This is a genomic window from Methylophaga sp. (genome assembly GCF_030651745.1).
Window position 1 is genome coordinate 18,811 of the sequence record NZ_JAUSCC010000025.1, and the last position, 26,942, is coordinate 45,752.

A 26,942-nucleotide genomic window follows, 5' to 3' on the forward strand; every position below is an offset into this window, starting at 1 on the left:
TTTCAGATTCCTTCTGCTGTTGCCAGTTCATAACAATCTTCCGTCGGCGCTTGGCTGGCGGCCCATTGATTGAATACCTGTTGCAATTTATGTTTGATAGTAAATTCTCGTTGGTCCTGATCATCGAGTAACTTGAATATCGGGACTGCTTGTGTGGTCTGTTGGGTCATTGACAGTTTCATGCAGTGGTATTGAATTTTGGTGTAACCGGTCACCAGTGATTCGATCTGATCACACCAGTATTCAAATTCATCTGCATCCAGAGATAGGGCTTCCCAGAAATATGCAAAAGCATGCTCATAGGCATATTTGCGTATGGCCATTACTGGAATTTCCCTGAGTGCCTCGCTGAGTCGAATCAAGGGAAAATCTGAGTCATAAAGATGTTTTTCAACAATCCGCCGCAGGGCATCGGTAAACGGGTTTTGTTGTAGCTTGAGGCACTGTGCAAAATAGGCCTTAACGGTATCAATCTCTGTATGGCGAATATTGACTGTATCGAAATAAAAGCCACCGGCCACACTGGGTTGGTTAATCGCATTGAGAATACGATCTTTAGCTAAAGGACCTTCCCAGCGAAAATCCGGATCATGCATAAACCACATATCCGGATCATCGGTGGTTTCCAGCATCACGTAATGAGGGAACGGATTCTGGTTAAATTTGTTTTCCCGTTCGGGCAACTGGTACATATCCAGCATGACCATCACATGGCGGTCAGCGGGTTTGTTTTCCAATAAAGTCAGCAAGGTCTGGATATTGTCATGCTTGCTTTGCTGCGGCTGATACCAGGGAGTGATATCAATGCCGTAGAGCAATCGATACCAGGTGCGGAAAAATTCATGTTGTGTATGTTCCGAATGATAGGAAAGCTGCTGTTGTGGATTCACACTGAAATCAGCATCCCATACCCCAAAATAAAATGGACGGTGATCGACGCCGGGTGTTTTTTTGATGACTTCACAGACACAGCTGACAAAACAATGCACTTTAATCATGTGCTGGCTCCTGTTGTAGTTTGAGCAACAGATCCGCCAGACTGGCGACACTTTCAAACGCCTCGCCAGATAAGGCCTCATCTGGAATGAGATAGCCTTTTTCCAGTTCGAGACTTAACAGCAATTGTAAAAACAGCACCGAATCCAGATAGAGATCCTGATTTAACCGTGCTGATGGATGAAAGTTCTCAACGTGAGGTAGCCGCATGCTGTTAACCATAATCTGGCGTATATCTTCAATTACGTCTTCATGGTTCATGCCCGTAATAACTCCTTATCTTGTTCGGTTTTTATTTCGGTGAGTTCACGTCGATTGATTTTGCCATTCGCTAGTTTGGGGATTTGTGTTACTTGTTCAATTTCCAGTGGTATTTGATAAGGAGAAAGCTCAGTGGCACACCAATCACGTAATGCTCTGATGTTGATAGTGGAATCGGCTGTAAATTTCAGGCACACGCGTTCACCGGCAAACGTATCAGCACGTTTGTAGACAACGGCTTCATTAATGTCTGGATACTGCAGCAGTACGCTTTCCACTTCCTGCGGGTAAACATTGATCCCTGCCACATTAATCGTGTCATCAAGTCGTGCAACGAAATGCAGGTTTCCTTGTGAATCCAGATATCCCAAGTCCCGGGTAAAAATATCCTTATGTACAGTTTTAACGATGATTTCTTCCGGCTGCTGTGCATTTGAGCCGGCCTTGAGCTGAAAATGCGTCAGGGGTTTACCCATATCTGTCACCGATTGGCAGTTACTGGTCAGTGAAATACAGCCAGCTTCCGAACAACCATATTGCTGGAATAAATATTGGGTACGTGCCCCAATGGTCTTGAATTGAGTAACCGACATCATTGAACCTGAGGTCATCACCGCGTGAAAGCTTTGTGATGGCGGCATCAGTTTGGCTAATACATCCAGCATGGTTGGAGAGGAATACAACAGACTATTGCTAACTTGCTGCAGTTTTTTTAAAACATATTTGGGATTGAGCTCGGTCAGAATAATCGGTTGTTGACCACGTTTGAAACTGGCTAATACGCCGCATAACAAGCCATATGAATGGGTTACCGGGCAGCAGACAATCACATTCATCTGCTGAGCGTCCCGCAAAGCAATATTGTAATGCTGTAATTCTTGATTGATATCCGACCAACTGCGTTCGATACACTTCGGGGCACCTGTCGTTCCTGAGCTGAATTGCACCAGCCCTGGAGTGACCGAACCACTGCTATTCTCCAATACCTCTATCTGCTCAAGATGTTGATAAACAAGCAGATGGCTATCAGCCTGAATCGCTGTACGACGGGCGGCAGCGATGGGTAAAGTGGCCGGTAATGGTACTACCGAACCTCCACGTTCCTTGAGATACAGTACCAGTGCAATCCACTGTGCCGTATCCTGCAAACACACAGCCAGTCGATGTCCACGGCAATCTCGAATCAGTGGAATAGCATCAAACTGGCGGTAATAATGGCCAAATTGGTTGTTGTCATAAAAATCGTCATTGATATACATCATGAATTACAGACTCTGTTGTCGTTTCAGAAGAATAAAAAGGGTTGTTGATCAGATGATGTGATTCTGCTGTGGAATGCAGATGTAATTTACGGGTCAGCAGCGACTCAGTGTTGATGGTCTTTTGTTCAAGATTCAGCCTTGCCAACCGTGTCGGATCGGTATTCTGATCAAGATGGTAATGTTTGATTTCGGTTTGCAGCATTTGCCAAAAGCGGATTTCGTCAAACTGATAATGCTGAAGCAACAGGTTCGCTAGCTCTGCAAGGTTGAAGACAAACAATGTATCCACAAACAGCTCACGTAAGGCTTCAACGTTTTCCATCCAGTAATATTGATTTGGTTCAGCTTGCTGATAGCAGTCATCCAACGAGGTGAAATCAGGCGCCCATTCAGGATTTCGCAAAAAATCATCCACATATTCAATGCTTTCATGGAAATCACGGGCCGCAATTCTGGTCGGCCAGCCGTTTTGATGTAGCAGAATAAGATTCTGGGCATGCGCTTCAATAGCAATCCCATGCTGAATCAACAGATGCCAAACTGGTAATACGCTGGTTTTGAATAGTTGTCTTAACCAGCGTTGCAGACCATATTGTTGAATCCAGTCATCAATAAATGGCCGACCATCGGCTTCATTGACCAGAAGGGCTGTAAAAGGTACGGCGGCTTCGCCAGTATGCAAATGTGTTAATACATTGTCTCGCCAGATGGCGGCCACTTGCCCTTGCAGTTCAGCTTTATCTGTCACCAGTAGCATACCGGCATATTCCTGCAGGATAAGCAGTGGCTGTATTTGATTTAAATAGTCATCCTGTTCGACTATGTGTTGCAGCCAAACTGAAATAACTGGAGCAGTGCATACCGCATGTGGCTCCAAAGTTCTTAAGGAAGAGGTATTGACCATGTTCAGTGGCAATTTTAGATGTGCTGCTTTAGCCGACTCGACAGGTATAAGTGTTCTCACGGACTGGCTGGCACGATAAAGTGGGCCAGCTGCTCCAAGATAGATCAGCTGACCTTTTTCCAGTAATGATTCGAGCATGGTGTGTTGTAAGGTTTTCCACTGCCATGGATGAATTGGCATCAGAGCATGCTGCGTTGGATCTCCGCCAAGTAGTACCAATCGTCCACACAATAGTTGCCAATCTCTGACACCGATTTCCTGTTGCCAGAACTTATCTTCGTTCACCGGAAAATTACTTTTCAGACAATCACGTCTTACTGCTAGCCAATGCACCTGAAAGGATTGACCGGCTTCCGGCCCAAATTGCTGGTGATCCTCCAGTGTAAATCCACTACGTGCTCTGAAACAGGGATGATAGGGATGGCCTTCAGTAATGGCTTGTTCGAGATCGTTGAAAGATAAATAACGACGGTTTAAGGGAGTAAGCAGATTTTGCTGGTTCCACGCAGAGAGTTTGATGGTTTGCCGCAGTTCGTGGGTCAGTCGTGTTATCGCAAGCCCACTGGCTGGAAGTTGTTGAAGCAGAAGTTCGAGACTAATTGCACTGTTTGATAATGAGTCAGCGGTAATATGAATACGATCAAACCCACCGAGACAGCCTTTAAGCTTGAAAGATTTTGAAGCTATCTGCAGCTCGATAATCAGCTGATCAGTAATGCCATCTGCCGATTTTCGACACGTTAATAAACCTTCAAACAGCATGGCTTCCAACAGCTGGCGTGTCACTCGAAGCTCACTGTCTTGCAGGACTTCAGGCGGAGATTGATAACAAACGGTCGGCATCTTTAACAGATTGAGTAGTGGTAAAAAAAGGATTGTTAATAGTGATGTAGACGGCTTGTTCTTTATCCGCGGTCAGTTCATCCACATCATGAACCCGGGTCAGTAAGTTGGCCTTACATGGCAGCATCGTCGAGCTTAACAGGCGCTCGATAAGTCGGTAACCCGCTTTATGAAAGTGTTGTTGCAGTGAAAGCAATTTATGACGGCTTAGATCCACCAGACAGTCTTCACTCAACAAACCATCAGCACCAAAGCGGTGAATAACAGCTGCTAATTGATTGAGAAACAGGTAATAGCCAAATCGATCGGCAATCGTGGATTCCGGATAAAACAGTTCGTCACATTGAGCTATTTCAGCTGACAGGTTTAGCAGGGAAGGGCGATAAACTTCGTTTAAATAAAATCCCTGATTATCCCGATAAAAATACCGGCATGGATAACCGGAAGACACATCCAGCAGACTGTTCTGCTGATGGGCTTCCAGCGCAATACCATGTTTTTCATATAAATTTAATAAGGGCTCAATCGCACAACGCCAATAATGAGAAAACCAGTCCTGACTGACTTCTTTTATCGAACGCCCCTCACTTAATGCGAGGCCTTCTATCAAACTACGCAAACGGGAAGGACGATTTGTTAGCGGTTCCTGCAACAAGGCCGCCAGACAGTGGATGCCGTTATCCTGACCCGTCATAAAGGGATTTTCTCTAAACACCACCTCAAATCCGGAGAGTGGCATATCAGGAATATTAAGCGAGATATAAGCCGGATCATTGATCAGTTGAAAGTGTGGGAATTCGTCGCTGAATCCAGTGTTTTGAATCAATTTGGCAACCATCACACCAGCTTTTAATTCGTGGGTCTGGTTTACTCGTAATGAATTGGTAATTTTGACCGGGATGGAGAATTTGGCCATCCATTTGCAATCGGGGTTATAAAGGGTTCGGACCGAAGAGGTTGGCGTAAAATGAAGCCCGGCTGGTCCCAGTTCACGAATAATCCCTGTCGCAAAAGCTTGCTGTATCGCGGGTTGATGCTGTAACCAATATGCTTGCAGGGGATGCAGAGGAATCAGTCTTTCATGCGATTTAGCAGCAAAACGGGTTTTATCGGCCCCGAGCATGTTATGAATGATTTGTTGTGATGAGTCCTGATCCAGCGAAAATTCATCAACGTATTGTTGATCGACAGCGTAATAGATCAACTGAAACTGACCTTTCAGTTCCGGGCTATAGATGGATTGCTGCCAGTTATGGATACCTTGCCGACTTTTGGGAGTGGGATGATGCCAGTGTCCGAATAGCAGCGATTGTTCGGAGGCGATGAAATGATCTTTATTGAGTAATGGATCATTCCAGCGTTCGCTTATATAGCGTGACATCTGCTGATAGCTATCAATTAGTCGGTAGAGTAATTCAGTTTCCTGTTGGCAAGGCTGATCGATATGATTCTGCCATTGCAGATTAAAGATATGCCTTACCAGCATGATTAATACATTTAATGGGCTGATCGGAGCCCACTGATTATGTGATGATTGCTGGATCCAGCAGGTTCCAAACTGATGATGGCCGGTGAGTGACGAATAGGTAACATCAATGGCCACGGTTACCGGCGGACAGCTAATGGCGAGTTCTACAACCTGGGTTCCATGCACGAGACCGTGCATATTGTGTTGTTGTTGCCAGTGTTTGCCGTTATGCCAGTTTCCTGAGTCAACTTCACTGAGGTAACAATTAACAAAAGCTTTATAGGTGGCAGATTCTGCAATGAGAGGGGCAGATAGATTCATAAAACAATGTCCTGGAAACCTGAAGGTTTCGTATGCTTGTTTGCGGAGTGAATGTTTTACTATCTAAATGCAAATGAGTATTATTATCAATAAAATTTACAATTGTTACATTTTGAGCGGGTTCAGCTGCTTCTCTTAATAACTTTGCTGGGTGAAAAATGCCAGCAGAGCATCAATGCCAGAATAAAAGTCAGTGCTTCTGCCAGCGGCAAGGCGATAAGAAATTGTTTGTCGGGCAGCCATACAGAGAGCAGCAGCAATAAACTGACAGGCAAGATTAACCCCCGTGACAAAGCGACGCACATGGATGGCAATGGTTTTTGCATGGCCGTCAAATAGACTGATAAGGTGACATTTAGTCCATTTACTGCAAACAAGGGCCAAACTAATTGAATAAATTCAGCGGAGAGCTGTTGGCTTTCCAATGCACCTTCTTGTAAGAACAATTGGATCAACCACTGCGGATAAAGCAATAAAATGCTCACTAAAAACATTGAGATCACAAATACTGTGGCTAGGGAAATCGTGACAAAATCGCGGATCCGCCGCGCATTGCCTGCACCGTGGTTTTGACTGATTAACAAATGCAACGCGTCTGCAATGCCGTAATAGATCATCAGGCTGATGAAAATCAGGTAATTAATCACGGCAAATGCTGCTAAACCACTGACCCCTTGATAGATGATTAGCAACCAGTTCAGCAATAAAATAACCATGCCACCAGAAAGTTCGTTAACAAATTCTGATAGGCCGTTATAAGCAACTCTGCTGACTTCTGACCAGTTTCCAGGTCGTAAAATTAGCATTAAGCGCCGTTGTTTATTGAGAAAATAAGTTAAGAGGATCAGCATCTGGACAAGCTGGGCGATCAATGTGGCCCACGCTGCGCCGCTTAAGCCCATCTCCAGTCCAATAATGAACAGTGCATCGAGCCCGATATTGATGAACGCACCAGCAATCAGAGCTGCTGTGCCCAATTTCTGACAGTTATCCAGCCGGATAAAGTAATAAAGCACCATACTGGTTATCTGAATAACCAGCACCACACAAATAATATGAAAGTAAGGTAATACCAGAATTATTAATTCTTCTGGCGCACCGAGCAGCGCTAAGATCTGTTGATCCAGCGTTAATGAAATGCCCATAAACAACAGACCAACGATGAAAATGCTTATCAGACATTTACTGAAAACCGCAGAAGCGGCTTTGGTTTTATTTTGTCCGAGATAGCTTCCCGCCCGCACAGCACCACCAATTGACAACATCAGCGCTATGGCAAAAACCAGGGTAAAAAACGGAATCAATAAGGTAATCGCGGCCAGGCCTTCTGAACTGACAAATTGGCCGATAAAAATTCCGTCCACAATGCTGGCGGTTGTGATGGCCAGTAAACCCAGAATGGATGGGATAGCAAAGCGTAGAAAGGTGGAAATAATCGGACCGGTGAGGACGTCATTGTCGATTTGGCTAGCCTGCATGGAATTTCCGTTGTTAAAGATGAAATGCTTGAAAATGATTAATGCTAATGATTCTTATTAATTAAGCAATGTTTATACAGTGAACTTTCCGGACCAGTACCACAGATCAATTCAGTATCACAGTATTTATTATCGTTATAACTCAGTTAAGTGCGTATAATACCGGGTCATTTGCACGATGCGTGATTCGCGTTGGCAACACATTCTAAATCATGGAGCTGAACACATCTTGCCACACCCTATTTCTACCTCCGCTACGTTCATAATCGCTACTCAATGAAAAATATTAGAAACTTCTCAATCATTGCTCATATTGACCACGGTAAATCCACCATTGCAGATAGATTTATTCAAATCTGTGGCGGCCTGAGTGAACGTGAAATGTCTCAACAGGTTCTGGATTCGATGGATATCGAAAAAGAGCGGGGCATTACCATCAAGGCGCAAAGTGTCTCTCTTGATTACACTGCGAAAGATGGCGAAACCTATCATCTCAACTTTATCGATACGCCTGGCCACGTTGACTTTTCCTATGAAGTTTCCCGTTCGCTAGCGGCTTGTGAAGGCGCATTGCTGGTGGTTGATGCTGCGCAAGGTGTTGAAGCACAAAGTGTTGCTAACTGTTATACCGCTATTGATCTCGGTCTGGAAGTATTACCGGTGTTAAACAAAATTGATTTACCTGCAGCAGAGCCGGATCGGGTTGCTCAGGAAATTGAAGATATTATCGGTGTTGATGCTCTCGATGCGGTTCGCTGCAGTGCCAAGACCGGCATCGGTATTGATGAAGTTTTAGAAGAGCTGGTTGCCCGTATTCCACCACCCAAAGGTGATCCGGAAGGCCCGCTGCAGGCACTGATTATTGATTCCTGGTTTGACAGTTATGTCGGGGTTATCTCTCTGGTTCGGATCAAACAGGGCAGACTGAAAAATCGCGACAAAATCAAAGTCATGTCTACCGGACAGGAATATCAAGTTGATGAAGTGGGTGTGTTTACTCCCAAACGCAGCAAACGTCCCGCACTGAACTGCGGTGAAGTTGGCTATGTTATTTCCGGTGTTAAAGAAATTGATGGTGCGCCGGTGGGTGATACCTTAACCACCGCTCAACATGGCGCAACCGAAATGTTACCGGGCTTTAAATCGGTTACACCACAGGTGTATGCCGGTGTGTTCCCGGTCAGCAGTGATGATTACGATGCGTTTCGTGAAGCATTGGGCAAATTGCGCTTAAACGATTCTTCATTGTTTTTTGAACCGGAAAATTCACAGGCATTAGGCTTTGGTTTCCGTTGTGGTTTCCTCGGCTTGCTGCATATGGAAATCATTCAGGAACGACTCGAACGTGAATACGATCTGGATCTGATCACCACAGCACCAACCGTAGTATTTGAAGTAGTCACCAAAAAAGGTGATGTGATTAAGATTGAAAATCCGGCCTCATTACCGGATGCCGGCTCAGTTGAAGAAATTCGTGAGCCTATCGTTATTGCCGATATGCTGGTGCCGCAGGATTATCTTGGTGCGGTTATTACCCTGTGTATCGAAAAGCGCGGTGTACAGAAATCCATGCAGTATATGGGCAAGCAAGTTGCCCTGAGTTATGAATTGCCAATGAATGAAGTGGTCATTGATTTCTTTGATCGCATCAAATCGGTCAGTCGCGGTTATGCGTCACTGGATTATCACTTTATTCGTTTCGAAGCGGCTCCTTTGGTTAAGCTTGATGTGTTAATCAATGGTGAAAAAGTCGATGCGTTATCAATGATTGTGCATAAAGACCAAAGCGTGTCGCGTGGCCGTCAATTAGTTGAAAAAATGCAGGAATTGATCCCACGTCAAATGTTTGATGTGGCCATTCAGGCAGCCATTGGTGGGCATATTATTGCGCGCTCAACGGTCAAAGCAATGCGTAAAAATGTGTTAGCAAAATGTTACGGGGGCGACGTTTCTCGCAAACGTAAATTGCTAGAAAAACAAAAAGCCGGTAAAAAACGTATGAAATCCATCGGCAAAGTGGATGTGCCGCAGGAAGCCTTCTTGGCGGTTTTGCAGTTATCCAAGAAATCATAAAAGGAGCGTCAAGTGAGTTTCCCAGCAATAATGGTGTTACTGGTCGCGATAACCGGCCTGATATGGGTAGTTGATCGTTTCTGGTTAGCACGCCAGCGTCCTGCCAGTGAAAGTGAACCGGCGATGGTTGAATACGCCAAATCATTTTTCCCGATTATTTTATTGGTGCTGGTGATTCGTTCATTTGTCGCTGAACCGTTCCGTATTCCATCATCATCCATGTTACCGACCCTGCATATCGGTGATTTTATTTTGGTGAACAAGTTTTCCTATGGCATTCGTCTGCCGGTGGTTAACACTAAAATCCTCAATACCGGTAGTCCGGAACGTGGCGATGTGATGGTATTTCGTTATCCGCAACAACCTGAGATTGATTACATTAAACGGGTCATCGGTTTGCCTGGTGACACAGTGGGCTATTTCAATAAAACATTGTTTATCAACGGCCAGGAAATCAAACAACAAGCTGGTGAGAAACCGGCGGAGTTGGCGGGGATGATCGCACCGCGGGCTGAACTTAAGCATGAGCAATTAACGGATAATTCGCATGACATTTTGCTGGATCCTCAACGCATGTCGATGGAAGGCGAAATAACGGTTCCGGAAGGTCACTTTTTTGTGATGGGCGATAATCGCGATAACAGTAATGACAGCCGTGTATGGGGAACTGTGCCGGAAGAAAATCTGGTGGGTAAAGCCTTCTTCATCTGGATGAGCTGGAATTGGGATGATGGTGGTATTGTCTGGTCAAGGGTGGGGCGTTCTATTAATTAGAGGTGCATCATGAAAAAACAACAGGGAATGACGTTAATCAGCTGGGTAATCGTGCTGGCAATCATCGCTTTTTTTGCCACATTAACCATGCGATTAGTACCGATGTATCAGGAATACTACGGTGTTTTACAAATCATGAAGTCGATGGAAACCGAATTAAAAAATAATAAACTCACCAATGAACAGGTAATGTTATTACTCAGCCGTCGTTTTAACACTGGCTATATTTCCAGCGTTAAGAAAGAAAATATCGAACTCTTCCGTGGCAGAAGCAATACCTACGTCACTAAAATCGTTATTGATTATGAAGTGCGGAAACCGTTCATTGCCCATGTTGATTTAGTCGGACATTTTGTCACTGAAGTGGATGTGGAACCGGCCATTCGATGATCAATATCAAGCAGAAAAAACTATGCCAGCAACTTGGCATTCAATTTAATAACGACGATCTTTTATTGCAGGCCCTGACGCACCGCAGTGCCGCCCCGAAGAACAATGAACGACTGGAATATCTGGGTGACGCAATATTAAGCTTTGTCATCGCTGAAGAATTATTTAACCGTTTTCCACAGGCTAAAGAAGGCAAAATGAGCCGGCTGCGGGCCAGTCTGGTCAAAGGTGAAACACTGGCAGAAATCGCCCGTGAACTGAAATTAGGCGAAGTGTTAATTCTCGGTCAGGGCGAATTAAAAAGTGGTGGTTTTCGCCGTGAGTCGATTCTGGCGGATGCGTTGGAAGCTATTTTAGGCGCGCTGTTTCTGGATAGTGGTATCGACGTGGTCAAGCCATTGATTCTGAGACTTTATGATGAACGTCTGGATTCTATTGATGTGACCGAAACGGTTAAAGATCCCAAAACCCGTTTGCAGGAATTATTGCAAAGCCGCAAATTACCATTACCGCTCTATAGTGTAAAAGAGATTGAATCCGCCGATAACCAGCCTGTATTTGAGGCCTCCTGTCAGGTGAGTTTATTGAATAAATTAGTCGTGGCTCAGGGAAGCAGTCATCGTAAGGCTGAAAAAAAAGCCGCTGAACGTGCCCTGACGCTAATCGAGTCAAAATTATGAATGAAGAACCAGCTTTCCGTAGTGGCTATGTCGCTATTATAGGTCGTCCCAATGTCGGTAAATCCACTCTGATTAATCGGATATTGGGACAAAAACTCTGTATTACCTCTCGCCGACCACAAACCACCCGGCACCGTATTCTGGGCATTAAAACCACTGAGCAAAGTCAATTTATCTATGTGGATACGCCAGGTATTCACAGCGATGGCAAACGGGCGATGAATCGATATATGAACCGTGCTGCTGCCGCTTCGGTAGAAGATGTCGATGTTGTCGTATTTGTTATCGAGGGCATGAAGTGGACTGACGAAGACGAGCGAGTGCTGAAGAAACTGCAGGAAACCAGCAAGCCGGTCATTCTGGTGATGAACAAAATTGATAAATTAGAAGATAAAGCGACTTTGTTTCCACAGGTAGAAAAGCTCGCAGCATTGTTTAAATTTACCGATATCGTGCCTTTATCAGCGCGTAAAGGTATCAATCTGGAATCTCTTGAAGAGTCGATATATAAACTAATGCCTGAAGGCGAGATGATTTTTGATGAAGATCAGCTTACCGATCGCAGTTCACGTTTTCTGGCAGCCGAAATGGTTCGTGAAAAACTGTTCCGTCATTTAGGCCAGGAACTACCGTACTCACTGACGGTTGATATTGAACAGTTTGAAGATGATAACGGCATGTTCCGCATCAGTGCTGTGATTTATGTCGAGCGCAGTGGTCAGAAATCCATCGTTATCGGTAAAAAAGGCGAGCTGCTCAAGCAGGTCGGCCAAGATGCCCGTGAAGATATGGAAAAGCTGTTTGGCTGCAAAGTGTTTCTGCAATTATGGGTCAAAGTTCGCGAAGGCTGGTCTGACAATGAACGTATGTTAAGAAGTCTGGGCTACAACGACGATATTTGATTAGGTAACCCGGTGGAGTTCACCCAGGCATTTGTTTTACACCAACGCCCCTATCGGGAAACCAGTTTGCTGCTGGATGTTTTTACCGCAGATTATGGTCGCTTAAGTCTGGTAGCAAGAGGCATGCGACAAAATAAACGCCGTCACTCCAATCCACTGCAATTATTTCAACCGCTGTGGTTGAACTGGTTTGGTCGAGGTGATTTGCTGACACTAAGTAAAATTGAAACGACCACCGCCCCTTATTGGTTGCAGGGCCATGCCACCCTGTGTGGCTTGTACATTAATGAATTACTGGTCAGATTATTAACGCAGCAACAGCCTGAACCTTTGGTGTTTGATGCTTATCAAAAAGCATTAGAGGGGCTACAACAATCCGAACAAGCTGAACAAGTGCTTAGACTTTTTGAAAAACGCTTGTTAGAAGCATTAGGCTATGGGGTGGATCTGACAACCGATTGTCAGGGTGAGGCGGTGGAATCGCATCTGCATTACCACTATCAGCCAGATCTGGGCTTGCAGCCATGTTTAGAAAATGACACAAAACGTATTATTTCAGGTGCCAGTTTGATCCAATTGCATCAGGAAAATCTGAATGATCCGCTTAGCCTGACTGAAACAAAGCAGTTAATGCGTTTAATAATAAATTACTATTTAGATGGCAAACCGCTGAAAAGCCGGCAGTTGTTTGCTGAAATGCAGCGTTATGCCGGCACTAAAAACAGTTAATTAAGGAACATCATGTCGATTTATCTTGGCGTCAATATTGATCATGTGGCAACGTTAAGACAGGCTCGCGGTACCCGCTATCCCGACCCGATTCAGGCGGCTATTGAAGCTGAACAAGCCGGAGCAGACAGTATTACGCTGCATTTACGCGAAGATCGTCGGCATATTCAGGATCGCGATGTCAGAATGCTGGCGGATATCCTACAGACTAAAATGAACCTTGAAATGGCGGTCACCGAAGAAATGCTCAGTATTGCCGAACATTATCGACCAGCCGATTGCTGTCTGGTACCGGAACGCCGTGAAGAACTCACGACCGAAGGTGGATTGGATGTTGCCGGTCAGCAATCCCGTATGCACGATGCCTGCGTCCGCCTAGCAGAAGCTGGAATAACGGTTTCATTATTTATTGATCCCGAATTAAAACAGATTGAAGCGGCTGTTGCCTGTGGCGCACCAGTAATTGAACTGCATACCGGCCGCTATGCTGAGGCCAGTTCAGCTGCAGAAGCCAAAAAAGAATTGAAGATTATCCGTAAAGCGGCTGAACAGGCTCATGCGCTGGGATTGCAGGTTAATGCCGGCCATGGCTTGCATTACCATAATGTGCAGCCTATTGCGGCCATTAAAGAGTTGGTTGAACTCAATATCGGTCATGCCATTGTGGCTCGCTCATTTTTTACCGGCTTTCAGGCTGCGGTACGTGAAATGAAACAATTAATGATGGAAGCCCGTCGCGGATGATCAGTGGTATTGGCACGGATTTAGTGCATATTCCCCGCATAGCTGAAATGTTAGCAAAATACGGCGATAAAGCGGCGCAGCGCATCCTGGATATCACTGAATTCGAATTGTTTCAAAAAAACAAACAACCAGCAGCCTTTCTGGCCAAACGCTTTGCCGCCAAAGAAGCCACTGCCAAAGCTTTAGGAACGGGTTTTCGTGATGGGTTGAGCCTGCAGCATATCGCTGTGCGCAATAACAGTCTGGGTAAACCCGAGCTGGTATTTCATGACTATGCAGAGCAATTATTGTCTGAAAAAAATATTCAAACCGCCATGCTCAGTCTCAGTGACGACGGTGATTACGCCACTGCGTATGTTATTTTAGTGGAAGGCCACAATGACTGAGTATCCAACCATAGAATCATTCATTGGCAATACACCTCTGGTTCGTTTACAGCGCCTGCCCGGTAATACCAGCAATATTATCCTAGCCAAACTTGAAGGTAATAATCCGGCTGGTTCAGTTAAGGATCGCCCAGTTGCCAGCATGATTCGTCATGCACAGCAGCGAGGTGATATACAGCCAGGTGATACTTTGATTGAAGCCACCAGCGGTAATACCGGTATTGCTCTGGCGATGGTCGCTGCCATTCTGGGCTATCGAATGATTTTGATTATGCCGGAAAGCATGAGCCTGGAACGCCGGGCGTCAATGCGGGCTTATGGTGCTGAAATCATCCTGACCGATGGGATGGAATCTGCACGTGATTTGGCTTTGCAAATGCAGGCAATGGGAGAAGGCAAGGTACTGAATCAGTTTGGTAACTTTGATAATCCATTAGCACATTATGAAACCACTGGACCGGAAATCTGGCGTGATACAAAAGGTGAAGTAACCCATTTTGTCAGTGCCATGGGTACCACTGGCACCATTATGGGTGTTTCCCGATATTTAAAAGAACAAAATCCAGGGGTGCAGATTGTTGGTGTGCAACCGGTAGATGGCGCGAAAATCCCGGGAATTCGCCGCTGGCCGACTGCTTATTTACCGGAAATATTCGAGCCAGAAAGGGTCGATATCACACTGGATATGGAGCAAGAAGTCGCTGAGGAAACCATGCGTCGACTTGCCAGTGAAGAAGGCATTTTCTGTGGTGTTTCATCGGGTGGTAGTGTGGCTGCTGCTTTACGATTATCCGCAACCATCAGCAATGCGGTGATCGTCTGCATTATTTGTGATCGTGGAGATCGCTATCTTTCCACAGGTGTGTTTCCAGCAGACTAATGCCATTCAACACGAGAAATGTAATCGTTTTAATGGTTTTGTTACTCGTGGTAACCACCTCCGTACGTGCTATAGAACAGATCTCTATTCAGATTGGTCTCTGGTCAAGTGAGCAGCTTGATATCACTGATCTGCAAGTTGACATTACCCTCTTGGCTACAGGATTGGCTGTTTCCGCCAGTGCCAGCAAAGTTCGCTTGGTGGAACCCCTGGGGCAGTTGTCCAATGTCAGACTGCGTTGTGATAATTTGCGCTGGCTATCCGGCCAGCTTGATTGTCGGGCTGGTCAATTTGACTTCATTCATGCGCAATGGGGCAGTCAACAAATTAGTTTTGAAGTGCAATCCAGAGCGGAAGAAGAGAATTATCAGATAGCACTTAATGGTATTCGCATCGAGCAAGGTCATCTTGATGTCCGGGCAACTTACCATCAGGGCAAATGGCAAGCCGATCTGACGGGACAACAAATTGAGGTAGCGAGTCTCATCAACTTTGTCAGTGCCTATGTCTCAGAGCAGCAACTGAGTTTGCTTGCGCAATGGAATGTGAATGCCAAAGCAGATATCGATGCCAGACTTAACGGACTGCAACAACAACTTAATTCGGCTGATGTTAACGCTAAACTGAGCAATATCGCCTTCTCTGATCCGGCGGGAAGTTATGTTGGTGAGTCGTTGACAGCAGACGTTAGTCTGCAATTGCAAGCTGATACCGATAGCTGGAACTGGCAACAAACGCTCACGATAGATGAAGGTCAGGCGTATTTTGAGCCAATCTTTCTGGATTTAGCCGAGCAATCTGTAACCCTTCATAGTGAAGGTCGATTTGTTAAACACGATCAACAGTGGCAGGTAAACCATTTCAATTTTGAGCAGGGAGAATCTGTTCAGGCCGCAGGACGGTTACAAGGTAAAGCTTTGCAATTAACCAGCATGGAACTGTCGTTTAACAGCGATGATGTCGACTCGCTTTATAAAGGTTGGTTACAACCCTTTTTCCCAGGCTCATCGCTAAGTCGTTTGCAAACGAACGGACAAATTAAAGCCAACGTAGAATGGCTGCCAGAACAATATCAATTCAAAATGGATTTGCAATCTGTCAGTATCATCGATGAGGCGGGGCGGTTCAGCATCGAAAATCTGGAAGGACAGTTGGGATGGACGAATCAGGCAGCTATTTTACCGATAGCGTTAAATTGGCAATCGGCTTCGGTTCTGTCTTTACCGTTGGGTGGCTCGAAATTACTGGCCGAGGTTAGTCAGAATCAAATTCGTTTTATTGAAAGCCTGGCTCTGCCAATTCTGGACGGTGAATTATCGTTAAATAATTTCCAATTAAGTCTGGCAGGAGAGCAAGGGATGCAATGGCAGTTTCAAGGATTACTCAGTCCGATATCGATGTCTCAATTGAGTAGCCAAATGGGGTGGCCTGAGCTACAGGGAAAACTGTCCGGCATGATTCCAAACGTCAGTTACCGGGATGAAATCATCACAGTGGATGGCGCGTTATTGCTGAAAATATTTGATGGTACTACCGTTATCAGAGATTTACGTTTGCAGCAGCCATTTGGCAGTTTGCCGCAGCTCTATGCCAATATCGATATCAGTCGTCTGGATTTACAGACCCTCACCAGCACCTTTGATTTTGGTAATATAAGCGGCAAAATTGATGGGCGCATACATAATCTACGTTTATCAAACTGGGAGCCAGTGCAGTTTGATGCGGTCTTTATGACACCGGAAAAAGAGCCCGGGCGGCGACGAATTAGTCAGCGCGCAGTGAATAATATTTCGCAAGTCGGTGGTGGACCTTCGGCACTTTTATCTCGTGGATTTATGGGCTTGTTTGAAGATTTTTCCTATCAGAAAATTGGTCTAAGTTGCCGGTTGATGAATTCGGTATGTCAAATGGATGGTGTCGAACCCAGCGAGCAGGGTTACTATATTGTCAAAGGTGGTGGTTTACCGCCATGGATTAATGTGGTGGGCTATACCCGAGAAGTGGATTGGCCTGAATTAATTGCCAGATTAAAAGCGGTCAGTCAAAGTGACGGGCCAGTCATTCAATAAAGGAAATGCTAATGCGTTTATTAAAATGGTTAATGGGAAGCACAGCGGGCTTGATGCTGATTTCCTGCGTCACAATAAATATTTATTTTCCTGCCGCTGCTGCTGAAAAAGCCGCAGATCGGATCATTGAAGATGTCTGGGGCAGAGAAGTACAAACCCAGCCAAAATCGACTTCTCCGGAAGACACCAGTGAGCTGAAACAAACGCTTCCTATCGCTATGCAAGTTTTGAATTGGCTGGTCTCACCGGCACAAGCAGAAGTTAATCTAAATATTAATTCACCGGCGATTAATGCACTGCAGGCGAAAATGAAACAACGCCATGAACAGTTGCATCCGTTTTATCAAACAGGCGCGATTGGCTTGACCAGCAACGGATTGATAACCTTGCGTGAAGCCTCAGCGGTACCGCTCAAAGATCGCAATGCAGTGAATACATTGATTGCTGAAGAAAATCAGGATCGTAAAGCTTTATATGCTGAAATTGCCCGCGCCAACGGTCATCCGGAATGGGAATCTGATATTCAGGAAACCTTTGCCAGACGCTGGATAAGCAATGCTGCAAAAGGCTGGTGGTTCCAACAAGGCGGCGGTTGGCAGCAAAAATAATTTTTAAGCTAGTGAAAGTCCGGTCATGCAAAAACATGGCCGGACTTTTTTTATGTATTTTCAGTTTATAGGTTTGAATAAATGGCACGACGTAATCACAGACAACGGCTTCCAACTGAAGCTGTTCAGGCAACCATCGAAAGTTTTTCACATGACGGTCGTGGCATTGCTCGGATTGATGGTAAAACCGTTTTTGTCGATGGTGCGTTAGCTGGCGAAAACATCTCTTTTCTCTATACCCGCTTGCATAAAAAATATGATGAAGCCAAAACGATTTCTGTTGAAACAGCTTCAGCAGATCGTGTCGAACCTAAATGCCAGCATTTCGGTATTTGTGGTGGTTGCAGTTTGATGCATATGGCACCAGAAGCTCAGTTAAGCCTGAAGCAGGATACTTTAAAAGAACAATTCTCACATTTTGGTCAACTTACTCCAGAACATTGGCTGCCACCGTTAACAGGACCATTATGGGGCTATCGTCGTAAAGCTCGGTTGGGCGTGCGTTATGTGACCAAAAAAGAAAAAGTCTTGGTTGGTTTCAGAGAAAAAGGCACACCATATCTGGCTGAACTTACTCAATGTGAAGTGCTGGACCCTCGAGTTGGTTTACGTCTTGAAGAACTGGGCAAAATGATTGCCAGTCTGGAAGCCTATAATCGCATCGCACAGATAGAAGTAGCGATGGATGATGCTAATACGGCGTTGGTTTTTAGAAATATGGACCCATTGAGTGAGTCCGATACACAAATATTAATCGCTTACGGTCAACAGCATGATTTGTGGATCTATCAGCAGCCAGGTGGTCCGGATACCGTCAGTCCGTTATGGCCGGCAGCACCGCAATTGCATTATGCCCCAGAAGAAGGGCTCAGACTGGAGTTTGCACCGGGTGATTTTACTCAGGTCAATGCTGGTATTAATCATAAAATGATCGCCAAAGCGATTGAGTTACTGGATTTAAAGCAAACTGATCGAGTGCTGGATTTGTTCTGTGGACTGGGGAATTTTACCCTGCCTCTGGCCAAGCGGGTCAGCAGTGTCATTGGTGTCGAAGGTGATAAATCATTGGTAGCCCATGCGCAGCGTAATGCCACAATTAACAGCTTGAATAATGCTGTATTTGAATTGGCCGATCTTACCACTACACAACTTAAAGATTATCCATGGGCACAAGCCGGTTTCACTAAAGTGTTACTGGATCCACCGAGAAGTGGCGCTTTTGAAGTGCTCGGTCAAATTGCCGACCTGGGAGCCGAGACGATTGTCTATGTTTCTTGCAACCCGGCAACTCTGGCACGTGATGCCGGGGAGTTAGTCAATCAATATGGTTACACCCTTGTCAAAACGGGCATTATGGATATGTTTCCACACACCAGCCACGTTGAATCTATCGCTTTATTCAAAAAAATTATTAGCTAGTACCAAGGTACAATAGTTTTAATAATTTATTCCTCTAAGATTGGCACCATTGCTCCAGATGGGTATCGGGACAATATTAATTAACTGAGTGCCAACCTTGGTGTGAGCCAAGAGACGGAAAGCCACGGGTCTTGAATGAAAGATAGCCGGGTTGCTTTTTTTCTGAAAAGGAAGATTTATGAAAAATTTGCTACTTTTTGCTTCACTTTTGGCTGCTTCTCTGACAGCTAATGCTGCAACTTTCCAAGGCAGCACATCTGGAACATTTGAAAACCCTACTGGTCCTGCGGGTATGGTAACTACTGGAGTAGGTACCAATGTATTTACCTGGGGTGAAGGATATGAAGAATCAGTTAGATCTTGTTTTTTGTTCTTCTGTAATACCAAAGATATCAAACATGATCCTAGTAAATTAACCTACACTGGTACAGGTTTTAATACAGATGTGGATCAAACGTTTGTTGCCGGTTACCTGAACTTTTATAATGGAATCATCAATTTAGGATCGCAGGCGGAAAGTGTAGACCTTTCTTTAACATTCAATTTCACTTCCCCATCATTATTTTCTGAAGTCTTTACCTTTGGCTTTGCATTAGATAACACCGTTAATCCTGAAGGTGATACCACAACGCTTTTGACTTCAGTACCAACAAAATTCTATAGCTATGCTGGTACGGACTATTACTTTGAATTATTAGGTTTTGGTATCTATGACAAAAAAGGTAACTTGACCTTGATTGATCAGTTATTCCTGAAAGAAGGCAAAAATATAACAGCGAAATTGATTGGTCAGTTTACTTCAATGCCATCTGAAGTACCTCTACCTGCAGCAGTATGGTTGTTTGGTTCTGGTTTGATGGGCTTTATGGCGATTCGTAGAAGAGCAAAAACACAAGCTTAATTATTTCGCATTATTCCGCGATACCGTATAATAAAAAAACCGTGGCTTTTCAGCCGCGGTTTTTTTTGCGTGGTTTTTAAGAGTTTAGCGTAACTCGATATTGCTAAAAAATTCGATATGTTTATTCACTGCTGAATTTGTCATCAAATCTTAATATTGAACAATATAATTGAGTAACCTCTCGTCAATGACTGTTTATGGTGCAGGGATGAGAGGGAACTTGGTGACAAATGATCTATCCAGCAATGAGGCCTATGATGGAAAAATAGCCTCAAGTACCCAAGGTACAACATTAAGGTTTTTTATCACTAAGCTAACGTTCTTTACTCCAGTAGAAAACTGGAACAATACAAATGACAGCCAACCTTGGTGTGAACCAAGAGACGGAAAGCCACGGGTCTTGAATGAAAGATAGCCGGGTTGCTTTTTTCTGAAAAGGAATATTGATGAAAAATTTGCTACTTTTTGCTTCACTTTTGGCTGCTTCTCTGACAGCTAATGCTGCAACTTTCCAAGGCAGCACATCTGGAACATTTGAAAACCCTATTGGCCCTGACGCTATGGTAACCACTGGAGTAGGTACCAATGTATTTACCTGGGGGGAAGGATTTGAAGAGTCAGTTCAAACTTGCTCTTTTGGTACTTGTGAGACCAATCCAGTCAAATATGAACCTAGTAAATTGACCTACACTGGCGCAGAGTTTGACACAGATGTGGCTCAAACGTTTGTTGCCGGTTACCTGAATTTTTATAATGGAATCATTAATTTTGGTTCAGGAGCAGAAACTGTAGACCTTTCTTTAACATTCAATTTCACTTCCCCATCATTATTTTCTGAAGTCTTTACCTTTGGCTTTTCATTAAATGATACTGTCAATCCTGAAGGTGATACTGCGACGCTTCTGACTTCAGTACCAACAAAGTTCTACAGCTATGCCGGTACGGATTATTACTTTGAATTATTAGGTTTTGGTATCTACGACGAAAATAATAACTTGACTTTGATTGATCAATTATTCCTTGAAGAACGCCAAAATATAACGGCTAGATTGATGGGACAGTTTACTACTATGCCATCTGAAGTACCTTTACCTGCAGCAGTCTGGTTATTTGGTTCTGGTTTGATGGGCTTTATGGCGGTGCGTAGAAGAGCAAAAACACAAGCCTAATTATTCCTCGATATCGTACAATAAAAAACCGTGGTCTTTGTACCACGGTTTTTTTTATGTCTGAAATAAGTGAGTAGTACAGATGGCCAATATAAAACCGTCTGCTGATTCCACCACAGCACCTTTATTAAAAGATCATATCAATCCTGTCTCCATAGCCAGCTTGGGCCAATTAATCAAGCAATATCAGCCTGTATTTCCCATTAGTGAATTTATAGAACAGTCGGTTTATCAATTGGAACACATGGCGCTTAAAGACCGGGTAAATCACCTTAGTACGGTTTTATCCGGCGTATTGGTAGAAGATTATGCATACAATGCCAAATGGCTTAAAAAGCTTGCTGAAAACTGGCCAGATAGGGAGATTAACAACGGCTGGCACAGTTTTATGGGATGGCCATTAATCGACTATGCGGGCAAACAGGGGTTGCAGCAACCTGAAATAGCGTTGGATTTATTGAAACATTTGACACCGTTGTTTACTGCAGAATTTGCCATCAGACCCTATATCGAAACGCATTTTGAATTAACGTATGGCTATATGCTGAAGTGGTGTGATGATGCGGATGAACATGTCAGGCGTTTGGCGTCAGAGGGTATACGTCCACGGTTACCTTGGGGGGGGCATTTAAAGGCCTTACAGCAAAATCCGCAGCCCATATTTGAACTACTCAACCTGCTTAAAGATGACAACAGTCGTTATGTACAAAAATCTGTGGCTAATAATTTAAATGATATAAGCAAAGATCACCCTCAACAGGTTATTGAGATTTGTAGATCATGGCAAAAAAATGCTACGCCTCAGCGCAATTGGATCATCCGTCATGGACTCCGCAGTTTGATAAAGTGGGGTGAACCAGCAGTATTTCCGTTATTGGGATATAGCCAGAATCCAACAGTCAGCGTTGACTTTACCTTGCTGCAGCAACAGGTGAAATTAGGTGGGCTGGTGCATTTACAAGCCACAATTCACTCCTTATCCAGGCATCCTCAAAGACTGGTAGTGGACTATCGTGTTTGGCATATCAAAGCCAATGGCAGGAGTACTGCTAAAGTGTATAAATGGAGAAATGTTCAATTATCGGCAGGGCAGAGTATCGATTTTAATAAGTCGCATGGTTTTGTAAAACTAACCACGCGACAGTATTACAGTGGCAACCACCTGATTGAGCTACTTATCAATGGTGTGGTTTATGGTCAAGCCTCAGTGGATTTGGTGCTTGACTGAATCAATTGGCAAAAAGTCAATTAACTAACTCCAGAAACAAGATGAGCCCCGCAGGGCTCATCTTGTTTGCTATGCATGCTAGCAATTTTTACTGTTTAGCTAATGCCTGCCAAGTACTGACAACCGTATCCGGATTTAACGAAATACTGCTGATGCCGCGGTCAAGCAACCACTCTGCTAAATCAGGGTGATCTGATGGGCCTTGTCCACAAATACCGACATATTTATCCGCTTTATGACAAGCCTTAATCGCCATTTCCAGCATCGCTAATACGGCGGGATCGCGTTCATCAAATGCTTTAGCGATTTGGGCTGAATCACGATCTAAGCCTAATGTCAGCTGAGTCATGTCATTAGAACCGATTGAGAACCCATCAAAGAATTCCAAAAACTGATCGGCGAGTACGGCGTTTGAAGGCAATTCGCACATCATGATTAGACGCAGGCCATTTTTACCGCGTTCCAGGCCATTCTTTTGCAGAATTTTGATTACCGATTCAGCTTCACTCAAGGTGCGTACAAAGGGAATCATGACTTCAACGTTGGTTAAACCCATAACATCACGCACACGTTTAATCGCTTCACATTCCAGTTCAAAGCATGCTTCAAATTCCGGTGAACTGTAACGAGCTGCACCACGGAAACCAATCATCGGGTTTTCTTCATGCGGTTCAAATTGCGCGCCACCAACCAGGTTGCCATATTCATTCGATTTAAAATCGGACATACGCACAATAACTTTATGTGGATGGAATGCAGCAGCAATGGTAGAAACACCCTCAGTAATACGACTGATATAAAACTCAACTGGATCACCATAAGCGGTGGTTTTTTCGCGGATAATCTGTTGTACTTCAGCATCCATTTCATCTGCAGCCATCAATGCTTTAGGATGAATACCGATCATGTTATTAATGATGAATTCCAGTCGAGCCAAGCCAACCCCATCATTAGGAAGTTGCGAAAAGCTGAATGCACGATCGGGATTACCGACATTCATCATGATTTTGACAGGTAATTCAGGCATTTGGTCTAAGGACTGAATACGGTGTTCAAAATCCAGTAATCCTTGATAAATATAACCTTCATCACCTTCTGCACAGGAAACCGTTGCGGAAATGCCTTCAGCGACTTTTTCAGTGGCATCACCACAGCCGACAACTGCAGGAATACCTAATTCACGTGCAATAATGGCTGCGTGACAGGTACGTCCACCACGATTGGTAATAATCGCGGCTGCTTTTTTCATAATAGGTTCCCAATCGGGATCGGTCATATCAGTCAGTAAAACATCACCAGCTTCAAATTGATCCATTTGATCAAGACTGGTTAAAAGTCTAACCCGGCCACTGCCAATTTTTCTACCAATGGCACGGCCTCTAGCCAACAACTCACCTTTGTCTTTTAAAATGAATTGCTCAGTAACATTTATGCTACGGCTTTCAACTGTTTCCGGGCGTGCTTGAACGATGTAAATCTGGCCATCGTTGCCGTCTTTAGCCCATTCAATATCCATTGGTCTTTGGTAATGTTTTTCGATAATCATCGCCATACGGGCCAATGACTCGACTTCTTCATCATTCAGGCAGAAATGTAATCGCTCTTCGGCATCTACATCAATAGTTTTAACCGGTGATTTGGCATCACCAGAGTAAACCATTTTCAGTGCTTTCTGACCTAATGTTCTGCGTAATACCGCAGGACGATCTGCGCTTAATGTTGTTTTGTGTACATAAAATTCATCAGGGTTTACCGCCCCTTGAACTACCATTTCGCCCAGACCATAACTGCCTGTAATAAAGACTACGTCACGGAAACCACTTTCAGTATCCAAGGTGAAAGCGACACCGGCAGAAGCAATATCAGAACGAACCATCTTCTGAATACCGGCAGACAAAGCCACTTCACTATGCTCAAAACCTTGATGATCACGATAGGCAATTGCACGGTCATTAAACAGTGACGCAAAAACTTCCCTGATGGCAAACTTGATATGGTCTAAACCAGAAACATTCAGAAACGTTTCTTGTTGTCCGGCAAAGGAGGCATCCGGTAAATCTTCGGCGGTTGCCGATGAGCGAACAGCCCAACTGGTTGAAGTGCCATATTCTTGTTCCAGCTTTTGATAAGCCTCATCAATGGCTGCTTCCATTTTTTCCGGATAGGGAATGGTCATTATCCACTCGCGGATGGTTTTGCCTGCTTTTTGCAGTGCAACAACGTCGTCCACATCCAGTTCACGTAATAAATCGTTTATTTGGTCCTGTAGTCCGTCATGCTGTAAAAACTCTCTGTAAGCATCCGCTGTAGTCGCAAAGCCGTTAGGAACAGCTACACCCAAAGGTGCTAGATTCTGTAACATTTCGCCTAAAGAAGCATTTTTTCCGCCAACTCTCCCGACATCATTCATGCACAACTTATCGAGTGGAATTACATATTCGGTCATGACACCTACCTTAAATTTTTAGTTTTGTTAAATGTAATGGTTGATTCGCGGATGCGCTCACGCGCAAGCCCCAGAGTGCGAACAACACGACTGGATATTTCTTCAATTGAAGTATTCGTAGTATCAAATACTGGAATATCAACTTTCTCAAACATAATCATCGCTTTATCTAATTCTGCCTGACAAATCTCCAAAGAGGAATAATTACTATCAGGACGTCGTTGACGGCGAATGCGGCTCAGCGGCACAGGTTTAATCGTCAGGCCAGCAAGTTTATGTTTATGTATCTTCAGATACTCCGGCAGCTCTTCAGCTTCCAAATCTTCAACGGTCAATGGATAGTTAGCCACTTTAAGCGAGAAATTCATCGCTAAATATAAGCTGGTTGGCGTTTTACCACAACGTGAGACACCGACCAAAATAACATCTGCTTCTTCGTATTGATCAGGACGAATGCCGTCATCATGTGTCAGTGCATAATCAATCGCATCCAAACGTTTTTGATAGGTTGTATCGCTTATTAATATCCGAGAAACGCCAACCTTCTGGGAGGCTTGAATGCCAAGAAATTCTTCCATTGAACCGATAAAGTTATAAAACAGACTAATGACCAGGCCATCACTATCTTCGAGAATCTGCTGAGCCTCGTTATTTACTAAAGTACTGAAAACCAGCGGTGGTAATTCAGATTCTGTACACAACGAGTTAATTTGATCGCGGGCATCTTCTGCTTTTTCTTTGCTATCGACAAATGCCAGAGTAATCGTTTCAAATTCAATATCTGGGAATTGGGCTAATAAACATTTTCCGTAAGATTCGGCCGTCAAACCGGTTCGATCTGATACGAAAAATACGTTTCTAATTTGTTGACTATAGTTTTCGGTTTTATCGCTCATTTGTTAATAATGTGCTGAAATGACTGTATTTATCAACAAAAAGTTGGGGCATGAAGTCGACTGGTTCGAATGCTTGGCTTAGGAAACGAAGATAACTCATTGTATTGTAAATTGTGAGAGGTTATTTCCTTTCATCTTGCAGAAATAGAACAAAAAGTATTCTAAGTTGTGGTCAGGCTCGGCAAAGTTATTTTGGCGGCGTTCGGAAACAGAATTTTCGTCTATATAATGCAGTGTAAATGGCATATTTAGCTTTTTAAATGTGTGCTGGGAATGTGTGGACCAAAGTCGTGAATGACTTTTAAACGAAGAAAATCATGCTGCTAATCAAAAATATAGTGTATGGCAGATCAGTGTTTTGTTTTTGAAGCTCCATTTATCCCGCATCCCATAAACCGAGAAAAAGCACATTAACGATTAGGGGTAATCTCTGCAATGGGGTTTGGGGCTATGTGATGACTGAAAAAAAATAGCGGTTCCCGAAACAATCTTTTTCGTTATTCGTTTATGGAATATACAAGCAGACTCAATTTCGGGATACCGAAACAGCAACTAGAAATTTCTAACGGAGTAGCAGGGAAATTTGCTCCTGATTTACTCCAGCTTGGTAACTTATTTCATGTTGGGTTTAGGACATCACTAAACCATAAGCCACAAGTCCAATGCAGGCCAGCGACATTACGATAATGAATTCGATGAAGTGTTCCATTAACCATTCTTCTAATTTGTGCATGATAAAACTCCTTAACAGCGGGAAATATTTTGTTTCCGTTGTTGATTATCATGCTGACAGTGCTAGAAGGCATTGATCTGGATCAAATCATACTCGTGCGATGATTTACATTTTTTTCTGGCTATTTAAACCCGCATTGATTACTTGGATAAATACCATCCGATTGCTACTAAACCCAACCAGAAAACAGTAAAGAGTAAGATGATGTGTGGAAACTTTTGCATCAAAAATTCATCGATTTTTTTGAACATGATTACCTCGTACTTAATTCTTTTTAACTGATAAAGATACCAGTTGCGCATCAATTATACCAGTCTAAGGATACTGTTCTACAGTGTTGTCAATGATATGGCCGGGAACGCGATTAAATTAAAAATATTGC

23 protein-coding genes and 2 riboswitches are annotated in these 26,942 nt (G+C 44.0%); of the genes, 15 read left to right on the forward strand and 8 right to left on the reverse strand.

Annotated elements, in window-relative coordinates:
- Positions 1-2: 2 nt before the first annotated feature.
- The 6 genes from Q7V21_RS02260 to Q7V21_RS02285 all read right to left on the reverse strand — a co-directional run bounded on the left by Q7V21_RS02260 (position 3) and on the right by Q7V21_RS02285 (position 7,533).
- On the reverse strand, positions 3-998 hold the full coding sequence (locus Q7V21_RS02260) for a DUF6005 family protein (RefSeq protein WP_304915720.1): 996 nt from the start codon (positions 996-998) through the stop codon (positions 3-5).
- The gene (locus Q7V21_RS02265) at positions 991-1,257 is read right to left on the reverse strand and encodes a hypothetical protein (RefSeq protein WP_304915721.1); all 267 of its coding nucleotides are present in this window, start codon (positions 1,255-1,257) and stop codon (positions 991-993) included. The genes Q7V21_RS02260 and Q7V21_RS02265 overlap by 8 nt, the downstream gene beginning before the upstream one ends.
- Positions 1,254-2,519, reverse strand: coding sequence for an AMP-binding protein (locus Q7V21_RS02270; RefSeq protein ID WP_304915722.1), 1,266 nt, complete (start codon positions 2,517-2,519; stop codon positions 1,254-1,256). The genes Q7V21_RS02265 and Q7V21_RS02270 overlap by 4 nt, the downstream gene beginning before the upstream one ends.
- A complete protein-coding gene (locus Q7V21_RS02275) occupies positions 2,503-4,209 on the reverse strand; it encodes an IucA/IucC family siderophore biosynthesis protein (RefSeq protein ID WP_304915723.1) in 1,707 nt (568 codons plus the stop codon). Before Q7V21_RS02275 ends, Q7V21_RS02270 begins: the two co-directional genes overlap by 17 nt.
- 25 nt (positions 4,210-4,234) lie before the next feature.
- Positions 4,235-6,055 (reverse strand): IucA/IucC family siderophore biosynthesis protein, encoded by a 1,821-nt coding sequence (locus Q7V21_RS02280; RefSeq protein WP_304915724.1) that lies wholly within the window; start codon positions 6,053-6,055, stop codon positions 4,235-4,237.
- Between the two features lie 122 nt (positions 6,056-6,177).
- The gene (locus tag Q7V21_RS02285) at positions 6,178-7,533 is read right to left on the reverse strand and encodes an MATE family efflux transporter (RefSeq protein WP_304915725.1); all 1,356 of its coding nucleotides are present in this window, start codon (positions 7,531-7,533) and stop codon (positions 6,178-6,180) included.
- A gap of 276 nt (positions 7,534-7,809) precedes the next feature.
- Here Q7V21_RS02285 and lepA point away from each other — a divergent pair, with 276 nt between their 5' ends.
- The 15 genes from lepA to Q7V21_RS02360 all read left to right on the forward strand — a co-directional run bounded on the left by lepA (position 7,810) and on the right by Q7V21_RS02360 (position 22,485).
- A complete protein-coding gene (gene lepA / locus Q7V21_RS02290; RefSeq protein WP_304915726.1) occupies positions 7,810-9,606 on the forward strand; it encodes a translation elongation factor 4 in 1,797 nt (598 codons plus the stop codon).
- A gap of 12 nt (positions 9,607-9,618) precedes the next feature.
- Positions 9,619-10,380, forward strand: a complete 762-nt coding sequence (gene lepB, locus Q7V21_RS02295; RefSeq protein WP_304915727.1) for a signal peptidase I — start codon at positions 9,619-9,621, stop codon at positions 10,378-10,380.
- A gap of 9 nt (positions 10,381-10,389) precedes the next feature.
- Positions 10,390-10,770: a DUF4845 domain-containing protein gene (locus Q7V21_RS02300; RefSeq protein WP_304915728.1), complete on the forward strand. Its 381-nt coding sequence runs from the start codon at positions 10,390-10,392 to the stop codon at positions 10,768-10,770.
- On the forward strand, positions 10,767-11,450 hold the full coding sequence (gene rnc, locus Q7V21_RS02305; RefSeq protein WP_304915729.1) for a ribonuclease III: 684 nt from the start codon (positions 10,767-10,769) through the stop codon (positions 11,448-11,450). The genes Q7V21_RS02300 and rnc overlap by 4 nt, the downstream gene beginning before the upstream one ends.
- Positions 11,447-12,352 carry a GTPase Era gene (gene era, locus Q7V21_RS02310; protein WP_304915730.1) on the forward strand — a complete coding sequence of 302 codons (906 nt, stop codon included), beginning with the start codon at positions 11,447-11,449 and terminating at the stop codon, positions 12,350-12,352. The genes rnc and era overlap by 4 nt, the downstream gene beginning before the upstream one ends.
- Before the next feature lie 12 nt (positions 12,353-12,364).
- Positions 12,365-13,081: a DNA repair protein RecO gene (gene recO / locus Q7V21_RS02315; protein ID WP_304915731.1), complete on the forward strand. Its 717-nt coding sequence runs from the start codon at positions 12,365-12,367 to the stop codon at positions 13,079-13,081.
- Positions 13,082-13,093: 12 nt separating this feature from the next.
- Positions 13,094-13,825: a pyridoxine 5'-phosphate synthase gene (gene pdxJ, locus Q7V21_RS02320; RefSeq protein ID WP_304915732.1), complete on the forward strand. Its 732-nt coding sequence runs from the start codon at positions 13,094-13,096 to the stop codon at positions 13,823-13,825.
- Positions 13,822-14,211, forward strand: a complete 390-nt coding sequence (gene acpS / locus Q7V21_RS02325) for a holo-ACP synthase (RefSeq protein WP_304915733.1) — start codon at positions 13,822-13,824, stop codon at positions 14,209-14,211. Before pdxJ ends, acpS begins: the two co-directional genes overlap by 4 nt.
- Positions 14,204-15,091, forward strand: coding sequence for a cysteine synthase CysM (cysM, locus tag Q7V21_RS02330; protein WP_304915734.1), 888 nt, complete (start codon positions 14,204-14,206; stop codon positions 15,089-15,091). Before acpS ends, cysM begins: the two co-directional genes overlap by 8 nt.
- 47 nt (positions 15,092-15,138) lie before the next feature.
- Positions 15,139-17,160 carry a hypothetical protein gene (locus Q7V21_RS02335; protein ID WP_304915735.1) on the forward strand — a complete coding sequence of 674 codons (2,022 nt, stop codon included), beginning with the start codon at positions 15,139-15,141 and terminating at the stop codon, positions 17,158-17,160.
- An 11-nt stretch (positions 17,161-17,171) separates the two neighbouring features.
- Positions 17,172-17,768, forward strand: coding sequence for a YdbL family protein (locus Q7V21_RS02340; RefSeq protein ID WP_304915736.1), 597 nt, complete (start codon positions 17,172-17,174; stop codon positions 17,766-17,768).
- 81 nt (positions 17,769-17,849) lie between these two features.
- Positions 17,850-19,187 (forward strand): 23S rRNA (uracil(1939)-C(5))-methyltransferase RlmD, encoded by a 1,338-nt coding sequence (rlmD, locus tag Q7V21_RS02345; protein ID WP_304915737.1) that lies wholly within the window; start codon positions 17,850-17,852, stop codon positions 19,185-19,187.
- Between the two features lie 80 nt (positions 19,188-19,267).
- A riboswitch (cyclic di-GMP riboswitch) is annotated at positions 19,268-19,346 on the forward strand.
- A gap of 19 nt (positions 19,347-19,365) precedes the next feature.
- Entirely contained in the window at positions 19,366-20,088 is a 723-nt protein-coding gene (locus Q7V21_RS02350) for a choice-of-anchor K domain-containing protein (protein ID WP_304915738.1), read from the forward strand.
- 349 nt (positions 20,089-20,437) lie between these two features.
- A riboswitch (cyclic di-GMP riboswitch) is annotated at positions 20,438-20,516 on the forward strand.
- A gap of 18 nt (positions 20,517-20,534) precedes the next feature.
- Positions 20,535-21,257, forward strand: coding sequence for a choice-of-anchor K domain-containing protein (locus Q7V21_RS02355; RefSeq protein WP_304915739.1), 723 nt, complete (start codon positions 20,535-20,537; stop codon positions 21,255-21,257).
- Positions 21,258-21,339: 82 nt separating this feature from the next.
- Positions 21,340-22,485, forward strand: coding sequence for a DNA alkylation repair protein (locus Q7V21_RS02360; protein WP_304915740.1), 1,146 nt, complete (start codon positions 21,340-21,342; stop codon positions 22,483-22,485).
- Positions 22,486-22,573: 88 nt separating this feature from the next.
- On the opposite strand, the gene ppsA is transcribed toward Q7V21_RS02360, so the two are convergent.
- Both ppsA and Q7V21_RS02370 read right to left on the reverse strand, forming a co-directional pair.
- Positions 22,574-24,931: a phosphoenolpyruvate synthase gene (gene ppsA, locus Q7V21_RS02365; RefSeq protein ID WP_304915741.1), complete on the reverse strand. Its 2,358-nt coding sequence runs from the start codon at positions 24,929-24,931 to the stop codon at positions 22,574-22,576.
- A 5-nt stretch (positions 24,932-24,936) separates the two neighbouring features.
- Positions 24,937-25,827: a pyruvate, water dikinase regulatory protein gene (locus Q7V21_RS02370; protein WP_304915742.1), complete on the reverse strand. Its 891-nt coding sequence runs from the start codon at positions 25,825-25,827 to the stop codon at positions 24,937-24,939.
- Positions 25,828-26,942 lie beyond the last annotated feature (1,115 nt).

What these genes read in the sequence shown, in the direction of transcription:
- Q7V21_RS02280 (WP_304915724.1), bottom strand. Translation starts at nt 6,055, where the DNA reads ATGAATCTATCTGCCCCTCTCATTGCAGAATCTGCCACCTATAAAGCT.
- pdxJ (WP_304915732.1), top strand. Translation starts at nt 13,094, where the DNA reads ATGTCGATTTATCTTGGCGTCAATATTGATCATGTGGCAACGTTAAGA.
- rlmD (WP_304915737.1), top strand. Translation starts at nt 17,850, where the DNA reads ATGGCACGACGTAATCACAGACAACGGCTTCCAACTGAAGCTGTTCAG.
- Q7V21_RS02340 (WP_304915736.1), top strand. Translation starts at nt 17,172, where the DNA reads ATGCGTTTATTAAAATGGTTAATGGGAAGCACAGCGGGCTTGATGCTG.
- lepA (WP_304915726.1), top strand. Translation starts at nt 7,810, where the DNA reads ATGAAAAATATTAGAAACTTCTCAATCATTGCTCATATTGACCACGGT.
- Q7V21_RS02370 (WP_304915742.1), bottom strand. Translation starts at nt 25,827, where the DNA reads ATGAGCGATAAAACCGAAAACTATAGTCAACAAATTAGAAACGTATTT.
- cysM (WP_304915734.1), top strand. Translation starts at nt 14,204, where the DNA reads ATGACTGAGTATCCAACCATAGAATCATTCATTGGCAATACACCTCTG.
- Q7V21_RS02355 (WP_304915739.1), top strand. Translation starts at nt 20,535, where the DNA reads ATGAAAAATTTGCTACTTTTTGCTTCACTTTTGGCTGCTTCTCTGACA.
- Q7V21_RS02300 (WP_304915728.1), top strand. Translation starts at nt 10,390, where the DNA reads ATGAAAAAACAACAGGGAATGACGTTAATCAGCTGGGTAATCGTGCTG.
- acpS (WP_304915733.1), top strand. Translation starts at nt 13,822, where the DNA reads ATGATCAGTGGTATTGGCACGGATTTAGTGCATATTCCCCGCATAGCT.
- era (WP_304915730.1), top strand. Translation starts at nt 11,447, where the DNA reads ATGAATGAAGAACCAGCTTTCCGTAGTGGCTATGTCGCTATTATAGGT.
- Q7V21_RS02350 (WP_304915738.1), top strand. Translation starts at nt 19,366, where the DNA reads ATGAAAAATTTGCTACTTTTTGCTTCACTTTTGGCTGCTTCTCTGACA.
- Q7V21_RS02360 (WP_304915740.1), top strand. Translation starts at nt 21,340, where the DNA reads ATGGCCAATATAAAACCGTCTGCTGATTCCACCACAGCACCTTTATTA.
- Q7V21_RS02260 (WP_304915720.1), bottom strand. Translation starts at nt 998, where the DNA reads ATGATTAAAGTGCATTGTTTTGTCAGCTGTGTCTGTGAAGTCATCAAA.
- Q7V21_RS02285 (WP_304915725.1), bottom strand. Translation starts at nt 7,533, where the DNA reads ATGCAGGCTAGCCAAATCGACAATGACGTCCTCACCGGTCCGATTATT.
- rnc (WP_304915729.1), top strand. Translation starts at nt 10,767, where the DNA reads ATGATCAATATCAAGCAGAAAAAACTATGCCAGCAACTTGGCATTCAA.
- Q7V21_RS02270 (WP_304915722.1), bottom strand. Translation starts at nt 2,519, where the DNA reads ATGATGTATATCAATGACGATTTTTATGACAACAACCAATTTGGCCAT.
- ppsA (WP_304915741.1), bottom strand. Translation starts at nt 24,931, where the DNA reads ATGACCGAATATGTAATTCCACTCGATAAGTTGTGCATGAATGATGTC.
- Q7V21_RS02265 (WP_304915721.1), bottom strand. Translation starts at nt 1,257, where the DNA reads ATGAACCATGAAGACGTAATTGAAGATATACGCCAGATTATGGTTAAC.